Source organism: Pseudomonas sp. MSSRFD41, from assembly GCF_014230245.1.
GTDB classification, from domain to species: domain Bacteria; phylum Pseudomonadota; class Gammaproteobacteria; order Pseudomonadales; family Pseudomonadaceae; genus Aquipseudomonas; species Aquipseudomonas piscis.
Genome location: NZ_JACKZK010000008.1, coordinates 1 through 19,688 on the forward strand (window position 1 = coordinate 1; position 19,688 = coordinate 19,688).

The 19,688-nt window shown below is 62.5% G+C and carries 17 protein-coding genes, 1 tRNA gene and 1 pseudogene; 15 read left to right on the forward strand and 4 right to left on the reverse strand.

Translation table 11 applies throughout. From position 1 onward, the window contains the following. Positions 1 to 174: 174 nt before the first annotated feature. The 8 genes from rimP (at position 175) to H7A76_RS14130 (ending at position 9,102) form a co-directional block, all read left to right on the forward strand. Positions 175 to 633, forward strand: coding sequence for a ribosome maturation factor RimP (rimP, locus tag H7A76_RS14095; RefSeq protein WP_053137000.1), 459 nt, complete (start codon positions 175 to 177; stop codon positions 631 to 633). A 47-nt stretch (positions 634 to 680) separates the two neighbouring features. Continuing rightward, positions 681 to 2,162: a transcription termination factor NusA gene (gene nusA / locus H7A76_RS14100; protein WP_185699054.1), complete on the forward strand. Its 1,482-nt coding sequence runs from the start codon at positions 681 to 683 to the stop codon at positions 2,160 to 2,162. A gap of 26 nt (positions 2,163 to 2,188) precedes the next feature. Continuing rightward, positions 2,189 to 4,702: a translation initiation factor IF-2 gene (gene infB / locus H7A76_RS14105; RefSeq protein WP_185699055.1), complete on the forward strand. Its 2,514-nt coding sequence runs from the start codon at positions 2,189 to 2,191 to the stop codon at positions 4,700 to 4,702. A 159-nt stretch (positions 4,703 to 4,861) separates the two neighbouring features. Continuing rightward, entirely contained in the window at positions 4,862 to 5,263 is a 402-nt protein-coding gene (rbfA, locus tag H7A76_RS14110; protein WP_185699056.1) for a 30S ribosome-binding factor RbfA, read from the forward strand. A 3-nt stretch (positions 5,264 to 5,266) separates the two neighbouring features. Then, on the forward strand, positions 5,267 to 6,184 hold the full coding sequence (gene truB, locus H7A76_RS14115; protein WP_185699057.1) for a tRNA pseudouridine(55) synthase TruB: 918 nt from the start codon (positions 5,267 to 5,269) through the stop codon (positions 6,182 to 6,184). A 140-nt stretch (positions 6,185 to 6,324) separates the two neighbouring features. After that, complete coding sequence (rpsO, locus tag H7A76_RS14120; protein WP_022642180.1) at positions 6,325 to 6,594, forward strand: 30S ribosomal protein S15; 270 nt, start codon at positions 6,325 to 6,327, stop codon at positions 6,592 to 6,594. Positions 6,595 to 6,792: 198 nt separating this feature from the next. Then, positions 6,793 to 8,898, forward strand: a complete 2,106-nt coding sequence (gene pnp / locus H7A76_RS14125; protein WP_185699058.1) for a polyribonucleotide nucleotidyltransferase — start codon at positions 6,793 to 6,795, stop codon at positions 8,896 to 8,898. Between the two features lie 128 nt (positions 8,899 to 9,026). Beyond that, positions 9,027 to 9,102: transfer RNA gene (locus tag H7A76_RS14130), tRNA-Thr, on the forward strand. A 53-nt stretch (positions 9,103 to 9,155) separates the two neighbouring features. Here H7A76_RS14130 and H7A76_RS14135 read toward each other — a convergent pair. Beyond that, complete coding sequence (locus H7A76_RS14135) at positions 9,156 to 9,569, reverse strand: hypothetical protein (RefSeq protein ID WP_185699059.1); 414 nt, start codon at positions 9,567 to 9,569, stop codon at positions 9,156 to 9,158. A 298-nt stretch (positions 9,570 to 9,867) separates the two neighbouring features. On the opposite strand from H7A76_RS14135, the gene H7A76_RS14140 reads away from it, so the two are divergent. Next, positions 9,868 to 10,164 (forward strand): DUF6388 family protein, encoded by a 297-nt coding sequence (locus tag H7A76_RS14140; RefSeq protein ID WP_031320853.1) that lies wholly within the window; start codon positions 9,868 to 9,870, stop codon positions 10,162 to 10,164. A gap of 63 nt (positions 10,165 to 10,227) precedes the next feature. Here H7A76_RS14140 and nadC read toward each other — a convergent pair whose 3' ends face one another. Then, a complete protein-coding gene (nadC, locus tag H7A76_RS14145) occupies positions 10,228 to 11,076 on the reverse strand; it encodes a carboxylating nicotinate-nucleotide diphosphorylase (protein ID WP_185699060.1) in 849 nt (282 codons plus the stop codon). A 362-nt stretch (positions 11,077 to 11,438) separates the two neighbouring features. Between nadC and H7A76_RS14150 the strand changes: the two genes are divergently transcribed. The 6 genes and pseudogenes from H7A76_RS14150 (at position 11,439) to H7A76_RS14170 (ending at position 17,868) form a co-directional block, all read left to right on the forward strand. Beyond that, complete coding sequence (locus tag H7A76_RS14150) at positions 11,439 to 13,667, forward strand: DUF1631 domain-containing protein (protein ID WP_185699061.1); 2,229 nt, start codon at positions 11,439 to 11,441, stop codon at positions 13,665 to 13,667. Between the two features lie 64 nt (positions 13,668 to 13,731). Next, positions 13,732 to 14,292, forward strand: coding sequence for a 1,6-anhydro-N-acetylmuramyl-L-alanine amidase AmpD (ampD, locus tag H7A76_RS14155; RefSeq protein WP_185699062.1), 561 nt, complete (start codon positions 13,732 to 13,734; stop codon positions 14,290 to 14,292). After that, positions 14,289 to 15,125, forward strand: a complete 837-nt coding sequence (gene ampE / locus H7A76_RS14160; protein ID WP_185699063.1) for a regulatory signaling modulator protein AmpE — start codon at positions 14,289 to 14,291, stop codon at positions 15,123 to 15,125. The genes ampD and ampE overlap by 4 nt, the downstream gene beginning before the upstream one ends. Before the next feature lie 1,147 nt (positions 15,126 to 16,272). Continuing rightward, positions 16,273 to 16,476 (forward strand): annotated as a pseudogene (locus tag H7A76_RS32795) (HAMP domain-containing protein); the annotation flags it as partial. 153 nt (positions 16,477 to 16,629) lie between these two features. After that, a complete protein-coding gene (locus H7A76_RS32800; RefSeq protein WP_409519187.1) occupies positions 16,630 to 17,334 on the forward strand; it encodes a methyl-accepting chemotaxis protein in 705 nt (234 codons plus the stop codon). A 162-nt stretch (positions 17,335 to 17,496) separates the two neighbouring features. Further along, positions 17,497 to 17,868: a hypothetical protein gene (locus H7A76_RS14170; protein ID WP_185699065.1), complete on the forward strand. Its 372-nt coding sequence runs from the start codon at positions 17,497 to 17,499 to the stop codon at positions 17,866 to 17,868. On the opposite strand, the gene H7A76_RS14175 is transcribed toward H7A76_RS14170, so the two are convergent. Together H7A76_RS14175 and cra are read right to left on the reverse strand one after the other, a co-directional pair. Continuing rightward, positions 17,854 to 18,645, reverse strand: a complete 792-nt coding sequence (locus H7A76_RS14175) for a TatD family hydrolase (RefSeq protein WP_185699066.1) — start codon at positions 18,643 to 18,645, stop codon at positions 17,854 to 17,856. The two genes, H7A76_RS14170 and H7A76_RS14175, sit on opposite strands and share 15 nt — an antisense overlap. Positions 18,646 to 18,648: 3 nt before the next feature. After that, positions 18,649 to 19,644 (reverse strand): catabolite repressor/activator, encoded by a 996-nt coding sequence (gene cra / locus H7A76_RS14180; protein WP_185699067.1) that lies wholly within the window; start codon positions 19,642 to 19,644, stop codon positions 18,649 to 18,651. Positions 19,645 to 19,688 lie beyond the last annotated feature (44 nt).

Below are 19,688 nucleotides of genomic sequence, written 5' to 3' on the forward strand. Positions count from 1 at the left end.
TCATAACCCGAAGGTCGTCGGTTCAAATCCGGCCCCCGCAACCAGTTTTAGCAGAGCCCCTTTCCAGGGGCTTTTTGTTAGCTGGACACTTTATAGCGCCGCTGTTCGACGGCGTTTCCGGGATGGGCGTTTCGCCCATTTTTTATTTGCACAAGCATGCACGAGGGGGTTCAGGTGTCGAGCAAGCTAGAACAGTTGCAGGCCTTGTTGGCCCCGGTGGTCGTGGCCCTTGGCTATGAATGCTGGGGTATCGAGTTTTCGGCTCAGGGCCGCCATTCATTGTTGCGCGTTTATATCGATAAAGAAGGCGGTGTACTGGTGGATGATTGCGCCATCGTCAGCCGCCAGCTCAGCGGTGTCCTGGACGTTGAAGATCCAATCTCCGTTGAATACACCCTTGAAGTTTCCTCTCCTGGCATGGAACGCCCGCTGTTCACCCTTGAACAGTTTGCCAAGTATGTCGGTGAGCAAGTGAAGATCAAACTGCGCTCGCCCTTCGAAGGCCGGCGTAATTTCCAGGGCCTTCTCCGCGGGGTGGAGGAGCAGGATGTCGTGGTGCAGGTGGATAACCACGAGTTCCTGTTGCCGATCGATATGATCGACAAGGCCAACATTATTCCCAGTTTTGACTGAGACGCGGATCCCGCGGATCCAATGGCTTGCGAAAGGCGAGGCGTACGATGAGCAAAGAAGTACTGCTGGTTGTTGAGTCGGTATCCAATGAAAAGGGTGTACCGGCAAGCGTGATTTTTGAAGCGCTGGAGCTGGCCCTGGCCACTGCTACCAAGAAGCGTTTTGAAGACGAAGTGGACTTGCGTGTGGATATCAACCGCCACACCGGTTCCTATGAAACTTTCCGTCGCTGGACTGTGGTCGAAGAAGCCGATCTGGATGATCCGGCGGTGGAGATCTGGCCGAGCAAGGCCCGCGAGACTCATCCCGATGCCAAGGTCGGTGATGTGATCGAGGAAAAGATCGAGTCCATCGAGTTCGGCCGCATCGCTGCCCAGACCGCCAAACAGGTCATCGTGCAGAAGGTTCGCGAAGCCGAGCGCGCACAGGTGGTGGATGCCTACCGCGAGCGTCTGGGCGAGATCATCTCCGGCACCGTCAAGAAGGTGACCCGGGACAACGTGATCGTCGATCTGGGCAACAACGCCGAGGCGTTGCTGGCTCGTGAAGACATCATCTCCCGTGAAACTTTCCGGGTTGGCGTGCGCTTGCGCGCGCTGCTCAAGGAAATCCGCACCGAGAACCGCGGCCCGCAGCTGATCCTGTCGCGTACCGCTCCGGAAATGCTGATCGAGCTGTTCCGTATCGAAGTGCCGGAAATCGCCGAAGGCCTGATCGAAGTCATGGCTGCTTCCCGTGATCCGGGTTCGCGGGCCAAGATCGCCGTTCGCTCCAAGGACAAGCGCATCGACCCGCAGGGCGCCTGCATCGGTATGCGCGGCTCGCGCGTCCAGGCCGTTTCCGGCGAATTGGGCGGTGAGCGTGTAGACATCGTCCTGTGGGACGAGAACCCGGCGCAGTTCGTGATCAACGCCATGTCGCCGGCCGAAGTCGCGGCCATCATCGTCGACGAAGATGCCCATGCCATGGACATCGCCGTTGGCGCTGACAACCTGGCCCAAGCCATTGGCCGCGGCGGTCAGAACGTGCGCCTGGCCAGCCAGTTGACTGGCTGGACCCTGAACGTGATGACCGAATCGGACATCCAGGCCAAGCAGCAAGCAGAAACCGGCGACATCCTGCGCAATTTCATCGAAGAGCTGGAAGTCGATGAAGAGCTGGCGCAGGTTCTGGTTGATGAAGGCTTCACCAGCCTGGAAGAGATTGCCTACGTACCGTTGGAAGAAATGCTCAACATCGACGGCTTTGACGAAGACATCGTCAACGAGCTTCGCGCTCGCGCCAAGGACCGTTTGTTGACTAAAGCCATCGCTACTGAGGAAAAGCTGGCAGACGCCCATCCGGCCGAAGACCTGCTCTCGCTCGAGGGTATGGACAAGGATTTGGCGATGGAACTGGCGGTGCGCGGCGTAATTACCCGCGAAGACCTGGCCGAGCAGTCTATTGACGACCTGCTCGACATCGACGGCATCGACGATGATCGTGCCGGCAAGTTGATCATGGCCGCCCGAGCCCACTGGTTCGAGTAATAGGCGCGGCCTGAGGAGAGAAGTGCATGACGCAAGTCACGGTGAAACAACTGGCCGATGAGGTCAAAACACCGGTAGAGCGCCTGCTGCAGCAGATGCGTGAGGCAGGTCTGCCGCACACCGCCGCCGAGGAGCATGTGAGCGACAGCGAGAAGCAATCGCTGCTGACTCACCTGAAAAGCAGCCACAAGGCGAAGGTGGAAGAACCGCGCAAGATCACTTTGCAGCGCAAGACCACCAGTACCCTGCGTGTCGCTGGTAGCAAGAGCATCAGCGTTGAAGTGCGCAAGAAGAAAGTCTTCGTGCAGCGCAGCCCGGAAGAAATCGAAGCCGAGCGCCAGCGTGAGCTGGAAGAACGTCGCGCAGTAGAAAATGCTGCCCGTCAAAAGGCTGAAGAAGAAGCCAAGCGCCGCGCCGAAGAAGAAGCACGTCGTCAGCCTGCTCCGGTTGCCGAGCCTGTTGTCGAGGCGGTCGCGGAGCCTGTTCCTGCGGCGGTCGAGCCTGTGCAGGAGGCTCCAGTGGCGGCTCCAGCTCCCGTGGCCGATGTTCGCAAGAAGGATGATCAGCGTCGTGCGGACAAGTCCCGCAACGACGACAACCGCCGTGGCGGCGATGGCGAGCGCAAGAACGCTCCGCATCGTGCCTCGGTCAAGGAAAAGGCTCCGGCGCCTCGCGTTGCCCCGCGTACTACCGACGAAGAAAGCGATGGTTTCCGTCGCGGTGGTCGCGGCAAGGCCAAGCTGAAGAAACGCAACGCTCACGGTTTCCAGAACCCTACCGGGCCGGTGATTCGTGACGTGCAGATCGGCGAGACCATTACCGTGGGCGAACTGGCCCAGCAGATGTCGGTGAAGGCTGCTGAAGTCATCAAGTTCATGTTCAAGCTGGGCACTCCAGCCACCATCAACCAGGTACTGGACCAGGAAACTGCCCAGCTGGTTGCCGAGGAGCTGGGTCACAAGGTGACCCTGATCAGCGACACCGCCCTGGAAGATTCCCTGGCCGAGTCTCTGAAGTTCGAAGGTGAAGCGGTTGCCCGCGCGCCAGTCGTGACCGTAATGGGCCACGTTGACCATGGTAAGACTTCGCTGCTGGACTACATCCGTCGCGCCAAAGTGGCTGCGGGCGAAGCCGGTGGCATTACCCAGCACATCGGTGCCTACCACGTGGAAACCGAGCGTGGCATGGTCACTTTCCTCGACACCCCAGGCCACGCCGCGTTTACCGCGATGCGTGCCCGTGGTGCCAAGGCGACCGACATCGTGATCCTGGTGGTCGCGGCGGACGATGGCGTGATGCCGCAAACCATCGAGGCTGTCCAGCACGCCCAGGCTGCCGGTGTTCCACTGGTGGTCGCGGTGAACAAGATCGACAAGCCGGGCGCTGACCTGGACCGTATCCGCAGCGAGCTCGCGACTCACGGCGTGACTCCGGAAGACTGGGGTGGCGATACGCCGTTCGTGCCGGTCTCCGCGAAGATGGGTACTGGCGTTGACGACCTGCTCGAAGCTGTCCTGCTGCAGGCCGAGGTACTGGAACTCACCGCGATGCCCTCGGCTCCTGGCCGTGGCGTGGTGGTCGAATCCCGTCTCGACAAGGGCCGTGGCCCAGTCGCTACCGTGCTGGTTCAGGACGGTACCCTGCGTCAGGGTGACATGGTGCTGGTCGGTTCGAACTATGGCCGCGTGCGCGCCATGCTCGACGAGAACGGCAAGCCGATCAAGGAAGCGGGCCCGGCCATTCCGGTCGAGATCCTCGGCCTGGACGGTACCCCGGACGCTGGCGACGAGATGAGCGTGGTGGCTGACGAGAAGAAGGCCCGTGAAGTGGCCCTGTTCCGTCAAGGCAAGTTCCGCGAAGTCAAGCTGGCCCGCGCCCACGCCGGCAAGCTGGAAAACATTTTCGAAAGCATGGGCCAGGAAGAGAAGAAGACGCTCAACATCGTCCTCAAGTCCGACGTCCGTGGTTCGCTGGAAGCCCTGCAAGGCGCCTTGAACGGCCTGGGCAACGACGAAGTGCAAGTGCGTGTAGTAGGCGGTGGCGTCGGTGGTATCACCGAGAGCGATGCCAACCTGGCCCTGGCTTCCAATGCTGTACTGTTCGGCTTCAACGTGCGTGCCGATGCTGGCGCGCGCAAGATCGTCGAGCAGGAAGGTCTGGATATGCGTTACTACAACGTGATCTACGACATCATCGAAGACGTCAAGAAAGCCCTGACCGGTATGCTGGGCAGCGACGTTCGGGAGAACATCCTGGGTATCGCCGAGGTTCGTGACGTGTTCCGCTCGCCGAAGTTCGGTGCGATCGCCGGTTGCATGGTCATCGAAGGTGTCGTGCACCGCAACCGTCCGATCCGCGTACTGCGTGAGGACATCGTTATCTTCGAAGGCGAGCTGGAATCCCTGCGCCGCTTCAAGGATGACGCTTCCGAAGTTCGTGCCGGCATGGAGTGCGGTATTGGCGTCAAGAGCTACAACGACGTCAAGGTTGGCGACAAGATCGAAGTCTTCGAGAAGGTCCAGGTTGCTCGCAGCCTCTGACTCGTGCACTTCAAGAGTCCCGATGGACCGCCGCATGCAAATGCGCGGTAGCGCTGGCGGGCTCTAAACGCAACGCCCGGTCCGGCTTCTGCCAGGCCGGGCGTTTGCCGCTTTCAGACCACACGGGTTTCGCCGTGAGGCAGTAACAGGTAACAAGACATGGCAAAAGAATATAGCCGTACCCAACGCATCGGCGATCAGATGCAGCGCGAACTGGCGCAACTGATCCGCCGCGAAGTCAAGGACCCACGCGTCGGCCTGGTGACCATCACCGCCGTGGATGTCAGCCGCGATGTCGGCCACGCGAAGATCTACATCACCGTCATGGGCCAGGAAAGTGCCGAGTCCATTGCCCAGAGCATCAAGGTACTGAACTCGGCTGCAGGTTTCCTGCGCATGCAACTGGCCCGCGAAATGAAGCTGCGCAGCGTGCCGCAACTGCACTTCCATTACGACGAGAGCGTGGCCCGTGGCGCGCACCTGTCGGCCCTGATCGAGCGCGCCGTGGCTGAAGACAGCCTGCACGGCGAAGCCTCTGCTCCTGAAGACACCAAGGAGTAAGCGGTGGCCCAGGTCAAGCGTATCCGCCGTAACGTCAGCGGCATCATCCTGTTGGACAAGCCCCTGGGCTTCACCTCCAATGCGGCATTGCAGAAGGTTCGCTGGTTGCTCAATGCCGAGAAGGCCGGCCATACCGGTAGCCTCGACCCCCTGGCCACCGGCGTGCTGCCGCTGTGCTTCGGCGAGGCCACCAAGTTCTCGCAATACCTGCTCGATTCCGACAAGGGTTATGAAACCCTGATGCAATTGGGCAAGACCACCAGCACCGCGGATGCCGAAGGCGAAGTCCTGCGTACTCGCGAAGTGACCGTTGGTCGTGCCGATATCGAAGCGGTATTGCCGGAATTTCGTGGTGAAATCAAGCAGATACCGCCGATGTACTCGGCCCTCAAGCGCGACGGCCAGCCTCTCTACAAGCTGGCTCGTGCAGGGGAAGTGGTGGAGCGCGAACCGCGTTCTGTTACTATTGCGCGCCTGGAATTGCTCGCCTGCGAAGGTGACACCGCCCGCCTGGCGGTGGATTGCAGCAAAGGCACCTATATCCGCACCCTGGTGGAGGATATTGGAGAGAAGCTCGGCTGTGGTGCTTACGTCGCGGAACTGCGGCGGACCCAGGCCGGCCCTTTCAGCCTGGCCCAGACGGTCACCCTGGAAGAGCTCGAAGCAGTGCATGCCGAAGGTGGCAACGAGGCGGTTGATCGTTTCCTGATGCCATCGGATAGCGGCCTGCAGGATTGGCCGTTGCTGCGCTTCTCGGAACACAGTGCGTTCTACTGGCTCAATGGCCAACCGGTACGCGCTCCCGATGCACCGAAGTTCGGCATGGTGCGCGTACAAGATCACAACGGTCGCTTCATCGGTATCGGTGAAGTGAGCGAAGACGGGCGCATCGCGCCGCGTCGACTGATTCGGTCAGAGTGACCGAAACCAGTCCGCGTAACAGCGGGCTGGCGAGTGTGGCTGTCAGCAGGCACGGTCACCACTCTTTTTTAGATACAGGGATTTGTCCCTGGCCTGTTGAAACTGTTCTTGAACAGTTTCCTGATATAAGGAATGCCCACATGGCACTCAGCGTTGAAGAAAAAGCTCAGATCGTAGCCGACTACCAGCAAGCTGTTGGTGACACTGGTTCGCCAGAAGTGCAAGTTGCACTGCTGACCGCCAACATCAACAAACTGCAAGGTCACTTCAAGGCCAACGGTAAAGACCACCACTCCCGTCGTGGCCTGATCCGCATGGTAAACCAGCGTCGTAAGCTGCTGGACTACCTGAAGGGCAAGGACCTGAGCCGTTACAGCACCCTGATCGGTCGTCTGGGTCTGCGTCGCTAATCAGCGATTGCGCTATGAGGTTGGTTGCTTGCCATGCGTCAGCGGTTTTTCCGCCGGCGTATGGCAGGCTTCCAGCCTCAAGTTTTATCTGGAAAGCAGTTTTACCTGGACAATAAAGGCTGGGCCGATTCCCACCGTTGCCCAAGAATTTCGCAAGAACACAAGTTTCCCCAAGAGCCACAAAGAAGGTAGGACACCGTGAACCCGGTAATCAAGAAATTCCAGTTCGGTCAGTCGACCGTAACCCTCGAGACTGGCCGTATCGCCCGTCAGGCCTCCGGCGCAGTATTGGTCACCGTTGACGACGACGTCAGCGTATTGGTGACCGTAGTCGGTGCCAAGCAAGCCGATCCAGGCAAAGGCTTCTTCCCTCTGTCTGTCCACTACCAGGAAAAAACCTACGCCGCCGGCAAGATCCCTGGTGGTTTCTTCAAGCGTGAAGGCCGTCCTTCCGAGAAAGAGACCCTGACCTCGCGTCTGATCGACCGTCCGATCCGTCCTCTGTTCCCAGAAGGCTTCATGAACGAAGTGCAGGTTGTCTGCACCGTCGTTTCCACCAGCAAGAAGACCGATCCGGACATCGCTGCGATGATCGGTACCTCCGCTGCCCTGGCTATCTCCGGCATTCCTTTCGACGGCCCGATCGGCGCTGCCCGCGTCGCTTTCCACGAAAGCACCGGCTACCTGCTGAACCCAACCTACGAGCAACTGGCTGCTTCGAGCCTGGACATGGTCGTAGCCGGTACCGAAGAAGCGGTACTGATGGTTGAGTCCGAAGCCAAGGAACTGACCGAAGACCAGATGCTGGGCGCCGTGCTGTTCGCCCACGACGAATTCCAGTCGGTGATCAAGGCCGTCAAGGAACTGGCCGCCGAAGCCGCCAAGCCAACTTGGGACTGGGCGCCTGCCGCCGAAGCCACCGAGCTGCTGGGTGCCATCCGCGCCGAGTTCGGCGACGCCATCTCCCAGGCCTACACCATCACCGTCAAGGCCGACCGTTATGCCCGCCTGGGCGAGCTGAAGGAGCAAGTGGTCGCCAAGCTCTCCGGCGAAGAAGGCCAGCCATCGGCTGCCGACGTCAAGGCGGCTTTCGGTGAGATCGAATACCGCACCGTTCGCGAAAACATCGTCAACGGCAAGCCACGTATCGACGGCCGCGACACTCGCACCGTGCGTCCGCTGAATATCGAAGTCGGCGTCCTGTCCAAGACCCACGGTTCGGCCCTGTTCACCCGTGGCGAAACCCAGGCCCTGGTCGTCGCGACCCTGGGGACCGCCCGTGACGCACAGCTGCTGGACACCCTGGAAGGCGAGAAGAAAGACCCCTTCATGCTGCACTACAACTTCCCGCCGTTCTCGGTGGGCGAGTGTGGTCGCATGGGCGGTGCCGGTCGTCGTGAAATCGGCCACGGCCGCCTGGCTCGTCGTTCCGTCCAGGCCATGCTGCCGGACGCCGACGCGTTCCCGTACACCATCCGTGTGGTATCGGAAATCACCGAGTCCAACGGTTCCAGCTCCATGGCTTCGGTCTGCGGTGCTTCCCTGGCCCTGATGGACGCTGGTGTGCCAATGAAGGCTCCGGTTGCCGGTATCGCCATGGGCCTGGTGAAGGAAGGCGAGAAGTTCGCCGTCCTGACCGACATCCTGGGTGACGAAGACCACCTGGGCGACATGGACTTCAAGGTGGCCGGTACCGCCAAGGGCGTGACCGCGCTGCAGATGGACATCAAGATCAAGGGCATTACCGAAGAAATCATGGAGATCGCCCTGGGCCAGGCCCTGGAAGCTCGCCTGAACATCCTCGGCCAGATGAACCAGGTGATCGGCCAGTCCCGCTCCGAGCTGTCGGCTAACGCTCCGACCATGATCGCGATGAAGATCGACACCGACAAGATCCGTGACGTCATCGGTAAAGGCGGCGCCACCATCCGCGCGATCTGCGAAGAAACCAAGGCTTCGATCGACATCGAAGACGACGGTTCGATCAAGATCTTCGGCGAAACCAAGGAAGCGGCAGAGGCAGCTCGCCAGCGCGTCCTGGGCATCACCGCAGAAGCCGAGATCGGCAAGATCTACCTGGGCAAGGTCGAGCGTATCGTCGACTTCGGCGCCTTCGTCAACATCCTGCCGGGCAAGGACGGCCTGGTGCACATCTCCATGCTGAGCGACGCTCGCGTAGAGAAAGTCACCGACATCCTGAAAGAAGGCCAGGAAGTGGAAGTGCTGGTACTGGACGTGGACAACCGCGGCCGTATCAAGCTGTCCATCAAGGACGTGGCGGCGGCCAAGGCTTCGGGCGTTTAATCTCCCCTTGGCCTTACGCTGAATAAGCAAACGCCCCGACTGGTTCGGGGCGTTTTGCTATCTGCGCTTGATATCTCTTTGCCCTCTTGCCTGGCGCGCCCCAGGCGCCGGTGCTAGGTTTAGCCCACGCCGGTGTAGCTCAGTCGGTAGAGCAGCGCACTCGTAACGCGAAGGTCGCAGGTTCGATTCCTGTCTCCGGCACCACTGACACTCGACAAAGCCCGCCTGCCGCGGGCTTTGTCGTTCCTGGCCAAGTGTTATCTGGGCTTGCGGTTCAGGTTATCCACATCGCGCTGGAGCCGTTGCAGATCGCTACCCTGGTCGCGCAGTTCACGCTTGATGTCGGACAGGTCACCAGCGCTCGAACTACTGCCGTTGTTGCGCTTGAGGTCGGCAATCGTCCTGGCTTGGTCGTCGACGGTGCGTTTGAGCTTTTCCACCTCGGCGCTGGTGTTCTTCAAGGCGTCCCGCAGTTTTTGCAGGTCCTCGCTACTGAAATCCGAGCTGCGCAGGCTGATATCGCCGCTGGGCGTTCGATGGACAGTGCCAAGCTTGTCGTAGGAGGAAGGGTGGGTGTCGTCGAACTCGACAGCGGCCTGGGCCGTACTGCCCAGCAGTGCCAAGGTGCAGGTCACGAACAGGATGGGGGCAAAAGAAGGGCGACGGGACATCACTGCAGTTCCTTGTGAGATGCCGGTATGGCACATTGCTATGACTATGGCCGACGAACCTGGTTCCCGAGGGAAGCGGAGCGAATGCCACGGTTGCAGGGAAATCCGCGGTTTTTCCCACAAGGCTGCATTGAGTCATATAAATCACCGACCAAAGTCCCTATATTCGGTCTCTGTCTGAGTACCAGCATGCTGTTTTCAGATGATCTCGAATGGCTCTGCAGGCCGGTTGAACCGAGCGGCCCAGAGATCCCAGCGACCCCGATCCACCTCCATTCCCATGATCAGAGAGAACGAGATGATTCCTAAAGAGGCAAGAATCGACGTAGCGCTTGAAAGGTACCTGGCTGCCACGCCTTCCTTGCAAGAAGAAATCAGTGCCCTGAGCCCTGAGGAGCAGAAGCAACAGGCGCAATGGGCCTTTGAAGACGAGGCGGAGTCTCGCGGCATCGAGCCGTGGGAGCTGGTACTCGACCTGGTGGCCGAGACACCCGAGGAACTGAAGGCCATGCGCCTGGAAGTGCACCAGGAGGTTGCCGAGGCCCTGGGCATGGATCTTCAGGACTATCTGGAACTCAACGAAATCGACGATTGAGCACGAGCGGCGACCAGCTTCAAGAGTGCTTCTTGAAGCTGGTCGCCAAGCCCATCGCCGTTCTCAGAGGCTCAGGCGCATGGACAGGTCCAGGGCCTTCACATCCTTGGTCATGGCGCCGATGGAGATGTAGTCCACGCCGGTTTCGGCGATCGGACGCAAGGTGCTCTCGTTGATCCCGCCGCTGGCTTCGAGCTTGGCCCGGCCCGCATTCAGGCGCACGGCCTCGCGCATGTCGTCCAGGCTCAACTCGTCGAGCATGATGATATCGGCACCCGCCGCCAGCGCTTCTTTCAATTCCACCAGGCTTTCCACTTCCACCTCCACCGGCTTGCCCGGGGCGATCTTGTGGGCGGCGCTGATCGCCTGGGCGATACCGCCGCAGGCGGCGATATGGTTTTCCTTGATCAGGAAGGCGTCATACAGGCCGATGCGGTGGTTGTGGCAGCCGCCGCAGGTGACTGCGTACTTTTGTGCCAGGCGCAGGCCGGGCAGGGTCTTGCGGGTGTCCAGCAGCTTGACCTGGGTATCGGCGACAAAGTCGGCCAGGTGGCGGGCGCGGGTGGCCACCCCCGACAGCAGTTGCAGGAAGTTCAGGGCGCTGCGCTCGCCGGTGAGCAGCGATCGGGCCGGGCCTTCGAGATGGAACAGCGCCTGGTTGGGCACCACCCGCTCGCCATCCGCCACTTGCCAGTGCACGGCGACCCGTGGGTCCAGCTGGCGAAATACCGCATCGACCCAGGCGGTACCACTGATCACCGCCGCTTCCCGGGTAATGATGGTGGCCTTGGCCAGGCGTTCGGCCGGGATCAGTTGCGCGGTGATATCGCCGCTGCCGATGTCCTCCAGCAGTGCGCGGCGCACGTTGGCTTCGATTTCGGCGGTCAGGTCGGCGAGGCGTAGATTCGGCATAACGGACTCCACAAACAAGGTGCGCCGATTATAGGGGCATGGGATCGGCGAACCCAAGGCGGCTAATCGGCAAGCCCGGGCCGAACCTGTGTTTCGTCGCTTTGTCTGAATGGATGAGAGATTTTTCCTAGAAACATAAGGGTTATTTCCGAGGAGTCGACAGAGTCTGCTGGCGCAACAGGGGAGTTTTGCAAGATAATGTGACTTGTAATTGACGTCATAGCTTTGACGTGTCTTTGGCTTCCCCTTACATGAAGTGCAGCGCAGTGCATTTATGCCTTCGCTCAGAGTCGGTTGTGAGCGTCACCGGCTCGGCAGGACCTTGATATCGAACCGAAGAAACACCTTTGCAGGAGGCGTGGATGCACAACGACGGGAATGTAGTGCCTTTGCACAAGGCCGCTACAGATCAGGCGAGCGCTTCGCCGTTGGCCCGCCTGCCGGTGATTCTGCTTCAGGTTCGTGACAAGGCCGCCCAACAGCTGCGCCATGGCTTGCAAGAGCTGTTCGATAACGCCGACGACACCTTGTTCGAGATGGCCGACCGGGCCCAGGACAACATCGAGCAGAACATCCTGTTCGAGGCCATGCGCGACCTGCGCCTGAAGCGCAAGAGCATCGAGCGCGGCTTTCTCGAGAAGTTCTTCGAGGCCTTCGCCGGCCTGGTCCAGTACGACCCGGCCCTGGTCATCGCCCATGCCGCGGCCTACGACCCGGAGCAGCAACCCTCCCGCGATGACCTGGAAAAGACCGTCGCCGTGGAGGCCATGGTGGCCAGGGTGCTCAACCGGGCCGGCTTCGCCCTGGGGCACCTGACCGCACGCCTGGGAGTATTGCTGGGCCGGCGCCTGGCCGAAGGCGAGAACCCCCTGGGGCCGGCGCTGCTCTGCGAATATTTCCTGCAGGCCGGGCGCAGCCTGGGGGTGGAGATCAAGGTCAAGCTGATCATCCTCAAGCTGTTCGAGCGCTACGTGCTCAGGGAGGCCGAGCAGCTCTATGCCGAGGCCAACCAGCTGCTGATCGCCACCGGCATCCTCCCCGACCTGCTGCCGGCCCCGGCGCGGCGTGCTTCGGACCGGGTCCACGCCGAGGTCCAGGACGAGGCTGGCCAGGGCGGCGCAGGTAAAACCGGACAACATCCCTTCGACGAAAGCGTCCAGGAAGTCTTCGCTGCCCTGCAGACCCTGTTGCTCCATGTGCGCGGCAGTGTGGCGCCGACCCTGGAAGCCAGTGCCGAGCCCCTGCCGATTTCCACCCGCGACCTGCTGCGCCTGCTCTCGCACCTGCAGCAGTACGTGCCGCCACCCAGCCACCAGGACGATTTCGACCTGCGCAACCAGCTGGAGCAACTGCTGACCCGGGTCAGCGTCAAGAGCGGCAAGTCGCGAGTGGTGGATGTGGCCGACGAAGACGTGATCAACCTGATCGCGATGCTGTTCGAATGCATCCTTGACGACCGCAACCTGCCGGACTCGCTCAAGGCGCTGATCGGCCGCCTGCAGATCCCCATGCTCAAGGTGGCGGTGCTGGACAAGAGCTTCTTCAGCCGTGGCAGCCATCCAGCCCGGCGCCTGCTCAATGAAATCGCCGCCGCAGCCATGGGCTGGGGCGGCTGTGACGACCACCAGCGTGACAGCCTGTACCTGCGTATCGAACAAGTGGTGCAGCGGCTGTTGAGCGAGTTCCGCGACGACCCGGCGATCTTTTCCGAGCTGCTGGCGGACTTCCTGGCCTTCACCGCGGACGAGCGTCGTCGGGCCGAGTTGCTCGAACAGCGCACCCGCGATGCCGAAGAAGGCCGGGCCAAGGCCGAGCTGGCCCGGCGCCGGGTGGAACAGGCGCTGAACCAGGCCTTGCTGGGCAAGGTCATGCCCCAGGTGGTGGTGGATTTCATCCGCGATGCCTGGAGCCAGGTGCTGTTGCTCAGTTGCCTGAAGCACGGCGACGACTCGCCGCAGTGGCAGGCGGCCGAACAGACCATGGAACAACTGATCTGGAGTGTGCAGCGCCACGCCGAGCCGGATATCGCCATGCGCCTGCTGGCCCTGGTGCCCGGCTTGCTCAAGGGGCTGCGCGACGGCCTGAGTGGCGCGGCCTTCGATCCCTTCGCCACCAGCGAATTCTTCGCCCAGCTGGAGCTTTTGCACCTGCAGGCGTTCGAGCACCAGGCCCTGGCCACGCCACCGCCCGTGGTCGCTCGGGAGCCGGCACCTACGGACATGGTCGAGGTGGCCCAGCAGATCGTCCTGCCCAGCGCCGAGGAAGGCCCGCTGGAAGCGGCGCCCCTGGCCTTGCCGGTCAACGACCCGAGCCTGCAACTGGTCGACCAGCTGCGCCTGGGGGCCTGGGTCGAGTTCCAGGAGGATGAAGACAGCATCCTGCGCTGCAAGCTGGCAGCCATCGTTCCCCATCCCGTGGCCAAGTACGTCTTCGTCAACCGTACCGGGATGAAGGTGCTGGAGCGCACCCGCATGGGCCTGGCCCTGGAATTCCAGCGTGGCGCGGTACGCGCCCTGGACGACACCCTGCTGTTCGACCGGGCTCTGGAATCGGTGATTGGCCATCTGCGGCGTCTCAATCACGGCAAGTGATCGCAACCGGCACCGGGATCGCGGCATACTGGGCCACTCAAGGCTTTATGTTGAAGGAATCGGTATGCGGCTGGACCCTGCCACGGGTTGGTGCGATGGCGTACGTCACTGTCCGTCACCCAATTTCAATGAACGCCCGGCGGGCGAGATTTCCCTGCTGGTGATCCATAACATCAGCCTGCCGCCGGGGCAGTTCGGCACCGGCAAGGTGCAGGAATTCTTCCAGAATCGCCTCGATGTCACAGAGCATCCCTATTTTGCCGGGATCGCCGACTTGCGCGTGTCCGCGCATTTTCTGATCGAACGTGACGGCGCGGTCACCCAGTTTGTCTCCTGTCTGGAGCGGGCCTGGCATGCCGGGGTGTCGAGTTTCGAGGGGCGCGAGACCTGCAACGACTTTTCCCTGGGCATCGAGCTGGAAGGCACCGACGAGCTGCCGTTCACCGATGCCCAGTACCAGGCGTTGAGTCTGTTGACCGAGCAATTGCAGGCGGCCTTCAGCGCCATCACGCCACACAGGATTTGTGGCCATAGCGACATCGCGCCCGGGCGCAAGACCGATCCGGGCCAGGCTTTCGACTGGGCACGCTATCGTGCCGCCTTGGAAAAAGGGGAAGGACAATGAGTTTTCTGGTGTTGCTGCTGGCGGTGTGGATCGAGAAGTTCTCGGCCTTGCGCCAGAAAGTGCAGCGCGACGGCTGGTGGCTGGCGCGCCTGGCGCGATGGGAGTCGAGCCCGCGCATGGCCGGGCGTCCCTGGAGCCTGCTGGGCTTGCTGGTGCTGCTGCCGGTGCTGGTGCTCGGTTTGCTGTTGCTGATCGTGCAGCCGCTGGCCTACGGCTTGCTGGCGGCGCCGCTGCACCTGCTGGTGGTGATCTACGCCCTGGGGCGCGGCGACTTGCTCGGCGGCCTGGGGCCGTTTCGCGATGCCTGGCGGCGCGAGGACCTGCAAGCGGCGCTGCATGTGGCCAAGCGTGACCTGGACATCTGCGCCGATTCTGGCGAGCAGTTGCTGGAGCGGGTCCAGGGCCATCTGCTGTGGCAGGCCTACCAGGGCTTCTTCGCGGTGATCTTCTGGTACTTCCTGCTGGGTCCGGTCGCGGCGCTGAGCTACCGCTTGCTGGCGCTGGCCGCCGAGCATGGCAAGAACCCGGCGCTGGTGGAGCGCGCGGCGCAGCTGCGGCATGCCTTCGACTGGTTGCCGGTACGGCTGCTGGCGGCAAGCTTCGCCCTGGTGGGCAACTTCGTGGCGGTGGGCCGGGTGATGCTCCACGAACTGCTCAACTGGCACATCGACGCCGCGCATCTGGTGGAGGAGGTCGGCCTGGTGGCCGCTGAGATCCCGCCGCCAGTCGCAGGCCCCGAAGGCATCAACAGCCTGGATCGCATCTGGGAACTGTTGCTGCGGGCCGCCGTGCTCTGGTACGCCGGTTTCGCCCTGTATACCGTGCTCATCTGAGCCCTCTGGCGAGGGGGCCGGCTCCCTCGCCCTTGTTCCCCGCAGCCCCCTGGCGCGATTAACTTTAAGTTACAAAACCTCTCCCGAAATTACGCTATACAGACGGAGCGCCGAATAGTGGCTATCTGCTGCCTTCGCCTGCCTGCCAATAAAAATAAAAGAAAAGGGAGACTTCTTTGTGAAGAGCTTGCTCTATCCCGCCGTCGCGCTGATGAATCGCCTGAGCTTCGGCATGAAGTTCAGCCTGATCAGCGTGCTGTTCTTTGTCCCCATGCTGGTGACCAACTTTTATCTGGTGCGCGATTCCTACCGCGAGTTCCAGGGCACCCGGGTCGAACTGCAAAGCCTTGACCTGCTGGGCAGCAGCCTGGCCCTGCGCCGCGACCTGGAGACCCTGAACAACCAGGTGCAAATCAACGCCGGCCTGGGCCAGTCCGGCAAGGCGGGGGACCTGGAGAGCAAGATCGCCGCCCAGGAGCGCCTGGTGCTCGAGCGCCTGCAAGCCATGCAAGCGGTGACCAGCGACCCCCAGCAGGTGGAGATCTTCAACGCCAAGCGCGATGAACTGGTGACGGCCTTCAAGGCCCAGCAAGTGGAAAACTCGCTGCTGAACAAGAGCGGACTGATCGGCAAGTTGCTGGGCAGCGCGCAGCTGTTCAGCCAGATCATCGCCAGCCAGTCGGGCCTCAGCCGTGATGCCCAGGGCGATATCCGCCAGCTCAGCGAGCTGATCACCAGCGTCACCCCGCAAGTCACCCAGATCCTGGGTGAGGGCCGGGCCATGGGCGCCTTCTCCCTGGGCCAGGGTTTTCTCAATTCGTCCTCCAGCACCCGTTTCGATGAACTGCTGGTGCAGATCGAAAAACTCCAGGCCGAGTATGGCCTCAAGCTCCAGGACGCCCTGGGCTCCAGCCGCGCCGCCCACGATGCCCTCGACGGCGCGGCCAATGCCAGCAAGGCCAGCCTCAAGCAGGCCAGCGAGCTGTTCGAGGAGCAAGTGGTGATGGCCGAGACCCTGGAGGCGCCCTGGCCGGCGTTCTACGAGCAGGTCAGCCAGCTGATGGGGCAGACCTACCAGCTCAACGAAAACACCCTGAAGTTCCTCGACGTCGAGCTGCAAAAGCGCCTGGCGCAGAACCGTAGCCACATGGTGCTGCTGGTGGCGGCCCTGGCCCTGGTGTTCCTGGCGATCGTCTACCTGTATGGCGGTTTCTACGCCTCGACCCGCACCACCCTGCGTCGCCTGGGCGTGATGATGGACAAGGTCGCGGCCGGCGACATGACCGTCACGTTCACCGCCCACAGTCGCGACGAGCTGGGAGAGCTGGGCAGCCTGTTCAACGGCACGGTGCTGAAGATCCACGATCTGATCGAGCGGGTCGGGCATACCGTCAGCGAGGTCGAGCGCCAGGCCGGGCAAGTGGAAAACGTCTCGGCCCGGAGCAACCAGGCGGTGGCCGGCCAGCGCAGCCAGATCGAGCAGGTGGCCACGGCGATGAACCAGATGTCCGCCACCTCCCAGGAAGTGGCCCGCAGCGCCGCGGCGGCGGTCAGCAGTGCCCATAGCGTCAACGACGAAACCATCAGCGGCCGGGGCCTGGTGGAATCCCAGCAAGGCAGCATTGCCCGGCTGGCCAGCGAGATCGACCAGTCGGTGCGGGTGATCAACCAGCTGGCCAGCGATAGCCAATCCATCAGCCGGGTACTGGAGGTGATCAAGAGCATCGCCGAGCAGACCAACCTCCTGGCCCTCAACGCCGCCATCGAGGCGGCCCGGGCCGGTGAGCAGGGGCGTGGATTCGCCGTGGTGGCCGATGAAGTACGGACCCTGGCCAAGCGCACCCAGCAGTCCACCGAGGAAATCGAAGACATGATCGGCAAGCTGCACGGCGGGGTCAGTGCGGCGGTCAAGGCCATGGGCAGCAGCCATGCCATGGCCAATGGCACGGTCGATCAGTCGGAGAAGGTCCAGCAGGCCCTGGAGAACATCCTCGGCGCGGTGGGCATGATCGTCGACCAGAATCAGCAGATTGCCGCGGCGGTGGAGCAACAGACGGCGGTGGCCCATGACATCGACCAGAACATCGTCGAGATCAATCGCGCTGGCGAGCGTACCGCCGAAGGTGCGCACCAGACCGAGGATGCCAGCCGCCAGCTCGCGGCCCAGGTGCTCCAGCTCAAGCAATTGATCGGCGCGTTCCGGGTCTGAGCCAGCCCTGCCGTGCAGCCCGGCCCGGCCGGGCTGCCACAAGCTGTAGTAATTAATCGCTTTGTCCGGGGTGTTTTTCCTGTTTTTCTGCGTTTTTTCCGGGCGCCGCCTGCGCCCGGCCAGTCAGCCATGGCGTGTCCATGGCCCTGAGGAAATACGCCGATGACCGTTTCTTCCGGAGTCCTGGGACGCTGCGCCCACTGCCAGGCCCTGCTCGACCTCGAGCCCTGGCAACTCAACGCCATGGCCATGCAGGAACCCTTTGCCTGCAAGCACTGCCACAAGCCGCTGAAGCTCGACTGTCCCGAGCAGATCAAGCGCCTCAAGACCCTGGGCTCGTTCGCCACCCTGCGGGCGCTGTTGATCGTGCTCTGTGCCACGGTGCTGCTGGTGAGCCTGGCGTTGCAGTGGATCGGGCTGCTGGAGCGCAGCCTGCAACTGGGCATCTCGGCACTGGTGCTGGTGGGTTATCTGCTGGTGATGGCCATTGTCCGGCGTCGGCAGCGCCGGCCCTTGCTGCTACAGGCCGGCTGAGGGCCAGCCGAACACCGCGCAAGCGTTACGGGTGCTGGCGCCGGCCAACTGCTCGGCGTCGACGCCGATGATCGCGGCCAGGGCCGCGCAGATCTCCGGCAGGTGCTGGGGGCTGTTGCGCTGGTTGGGGTACATCGCCGGGGCCATGTCCGGCGCGTCGGTCTCCAGCACCAGGGCTTCCAGCGGCAGCTCGGCGAGCACCTTGCGCAGGCGCAGGGCCTGGGGCCAGGTCGCGGCGCCGCCCAGGCCCAGCTTGAAACCCAGCTTGAGGTATTCCCGGGCTTCCTCGCGGCTGCCGGCGAAGGCGTGGATGATCCCGCCGCGCTGGAGCTTGAAGCGCTTCAGGGTGGCGATCACCGCCGCATGGCTGCGCCGCACATGCAGCAGGGCCGGCAACTGGAAGTCCGCCGCCAGCTGTAATTGAGCCTCGAGCAGCGCCTGTTGGCGCTCGCGGTCCAAGTGCTGGAGAAAGTAGTCCAGGCCGATCTCGCCCACCGCGCACAGTTGCGGATGCCCGGCCAGGCGCGCCAGCCAATCGCCCAAGTGTTGCAGGTCGGCGGGCTGGTGATCGTCCAGGTACACCGGGTGCAGGCCGAAGGCCGCGTAGAGCTGCGGGTCGCCTTGCACCAGGTCCCAGACCCGCTGCCAGTTGCCCTGGTAGACCCCCAGCACCACCATCCGGCCGACGCCCCGGGCGCGGCTGTCGGCCAGCAGCGCCGCACGATCGGCGTCGAAATCCGGAAAATCCAGGTGGGTGTGGCTGTCGATCAGCTCCACGGTTCAGCCCTGCTGGATACGCTGCTTGAAGGTCCGGGCGATGGCCTGTACGCCGGGCTGGTACTGGCCTTCTTCGATGGCCGCCAGGGCCAGTTGCAGGGCGGTATCGGCGATCAGCTGATGTTGCTGGGCCATGGCGTTGACCGGCAGCGGCAGGAAGTCCAGCAACTGGGTATCGCCGAAGGTGCCCAGGCGCAGCGGCCGGGACTTGAGCGGGAAGTCGTGCAGGGCATCGAATACTCCTTGCAGCAGCACATAGGAGGTGGTCACCAGGGCGTCGGGCAGGTGGCCCAGGCGCTGCAGCAACTCTTCCATCAACTGCCGGCCGCAATCGCGGCTGAAGGCTTCGCCATGCTCGATCACCACGTCGCCGCCGAAACCTTCCAGGGCCTGGCGGAAACCCGCGGCCCGCTCATGGCTGATGCTCAGCTCCGGGCGGGCGCCGAGCAGCACGATCTGCCGGGGCTCGGGTTGCAGCAGGCTCTGGGTCAGTTGCAGGCTGGCTTGCAGGTCGTCGCTGATCACCGAGCAGAACTGCCCGGCCGGCATCACCCGGTCGATGGCGATGATCGGCAACCCCTGGGCCTGCAATTGCTGGTAGCTGTCGTCTTCCGGCGGCAGGCAACTGGCGACGATCAGGGCATCGCAGCGGCGCGCACGAAACAGTTGCAGCAGTTGCCGTTCGCTGTCCGGCGCATCGTCGGAACTGGCGATCAGCAACTGGTAGCCCCGGGCCCGCGCCCCTTGTTCGAGCAACTTGGCGATCCGCGCGTAGCTGGGGTTCTCCAGGTCCGGGAGAATGAAACCCAGGGTCCGGGTATGGCGGCTGCGCAGGCCGGCCGCCTGGGGATTGGGGGTGAAGCCGTGCTCTTCGACCACTGCCCGCACCCGTTCCACGGTGGCGTTGCTGATGCGCTGCTGTTCGGCCTTGCCGTTGATGACGTAACTGGCGGTGGTGACGGACACACCGGCCAGTCGAGCGATATCACTGAGTTTCAACCCGGGATTTCCTTATTTTTGGTGCTTGCCCCGACATTTTCGCC

Excerpts from the sequence above, each read along its gene's own strand:
- ampD (WP_185699062.1), top strand. The coding sequence starts at position 13,732 with ATGCGGCTGGACCCTGCCACGGGTTGGTGCGATGGCGTACGTCACTGT.
- rpsO (WP_022642180.1), top strand. The coding sequence starts at position 6,325 with ATGGCACTCAGCGTTGAAGAAAAAGCTCAGATCGTAGCCGACTACCAG.
- ampE (WP_185699063.1), top strand. The coding sequence starts at position 14,289 with ATGAGTTTTCTGGTGTTGCTGCTGGCGGTGTGGATCGAGAAGTTCTCG.
- H7A76_RS14135 (WP_185699059.1), bottom strand. The coding sequence starts at position 9,569 with ATGTCCCGTCGCCCTTCTTTTGCCCCCATCCTGTTCGTGACCTGCACC.
- H7A76_RS32800 (WP_409519187.1), top strand. The coding sequence starts at position 16,630 with ATGTCCGCCACCTCCCAGGAAGTGGCCCGCAGCGCCGCGGCGGCGGTC.
- nusA (WP_185699054.1), top strand. The coding sequence starts at position 681 with ATGAGCAAAGAAGTACTGCTGGTTGTTGAGTCGGTATCCAATGAAAAG.
- nadC (WP_185699060.1), bottom strand. The coding sequence starts at position 11,076 with ATGCCGAATCTACGCCTCGCCGACCTGACCGCCGAAATCGAAGCCAAC.
- H7A76_RS14150 (WP_185699061.1), top strand. The coding sequence starts at position 11,439 with ATGCACAACGACGGGAATGTAGTGCCTTTGCACAAGGCCGCTACAGAT.
- H7A76_RS14170 (WP_185699065.1), top strand. The coding sequence starts at position 17,497 with ATGACCGTTTCTTCCGGAGTCCTGGGACGCTGCGCCCACTGCCAGGCC.
- H7A76_RS14140 (WP_031320853.1), top strand. The coding sequence starts at position 9,868 with ATGATTCCTAAAGAGGCAAGAATCGACGTAGCGCTTGAAAGGTACCTG.
- infB (WP_185699055.1), top strand. The coding sequence starts at position 2,189 with ATGACGCAAGTCACGGTGAAACAACTGGCCGATGAGGTCAAAACACCG.
- rbfA (WP_185699056.1), top strand. The coding sequence starts at position 4,862 with ATGGCAAAAGAATATAGCCGTACCCAACGCATCGGCGATCAGATGCAG.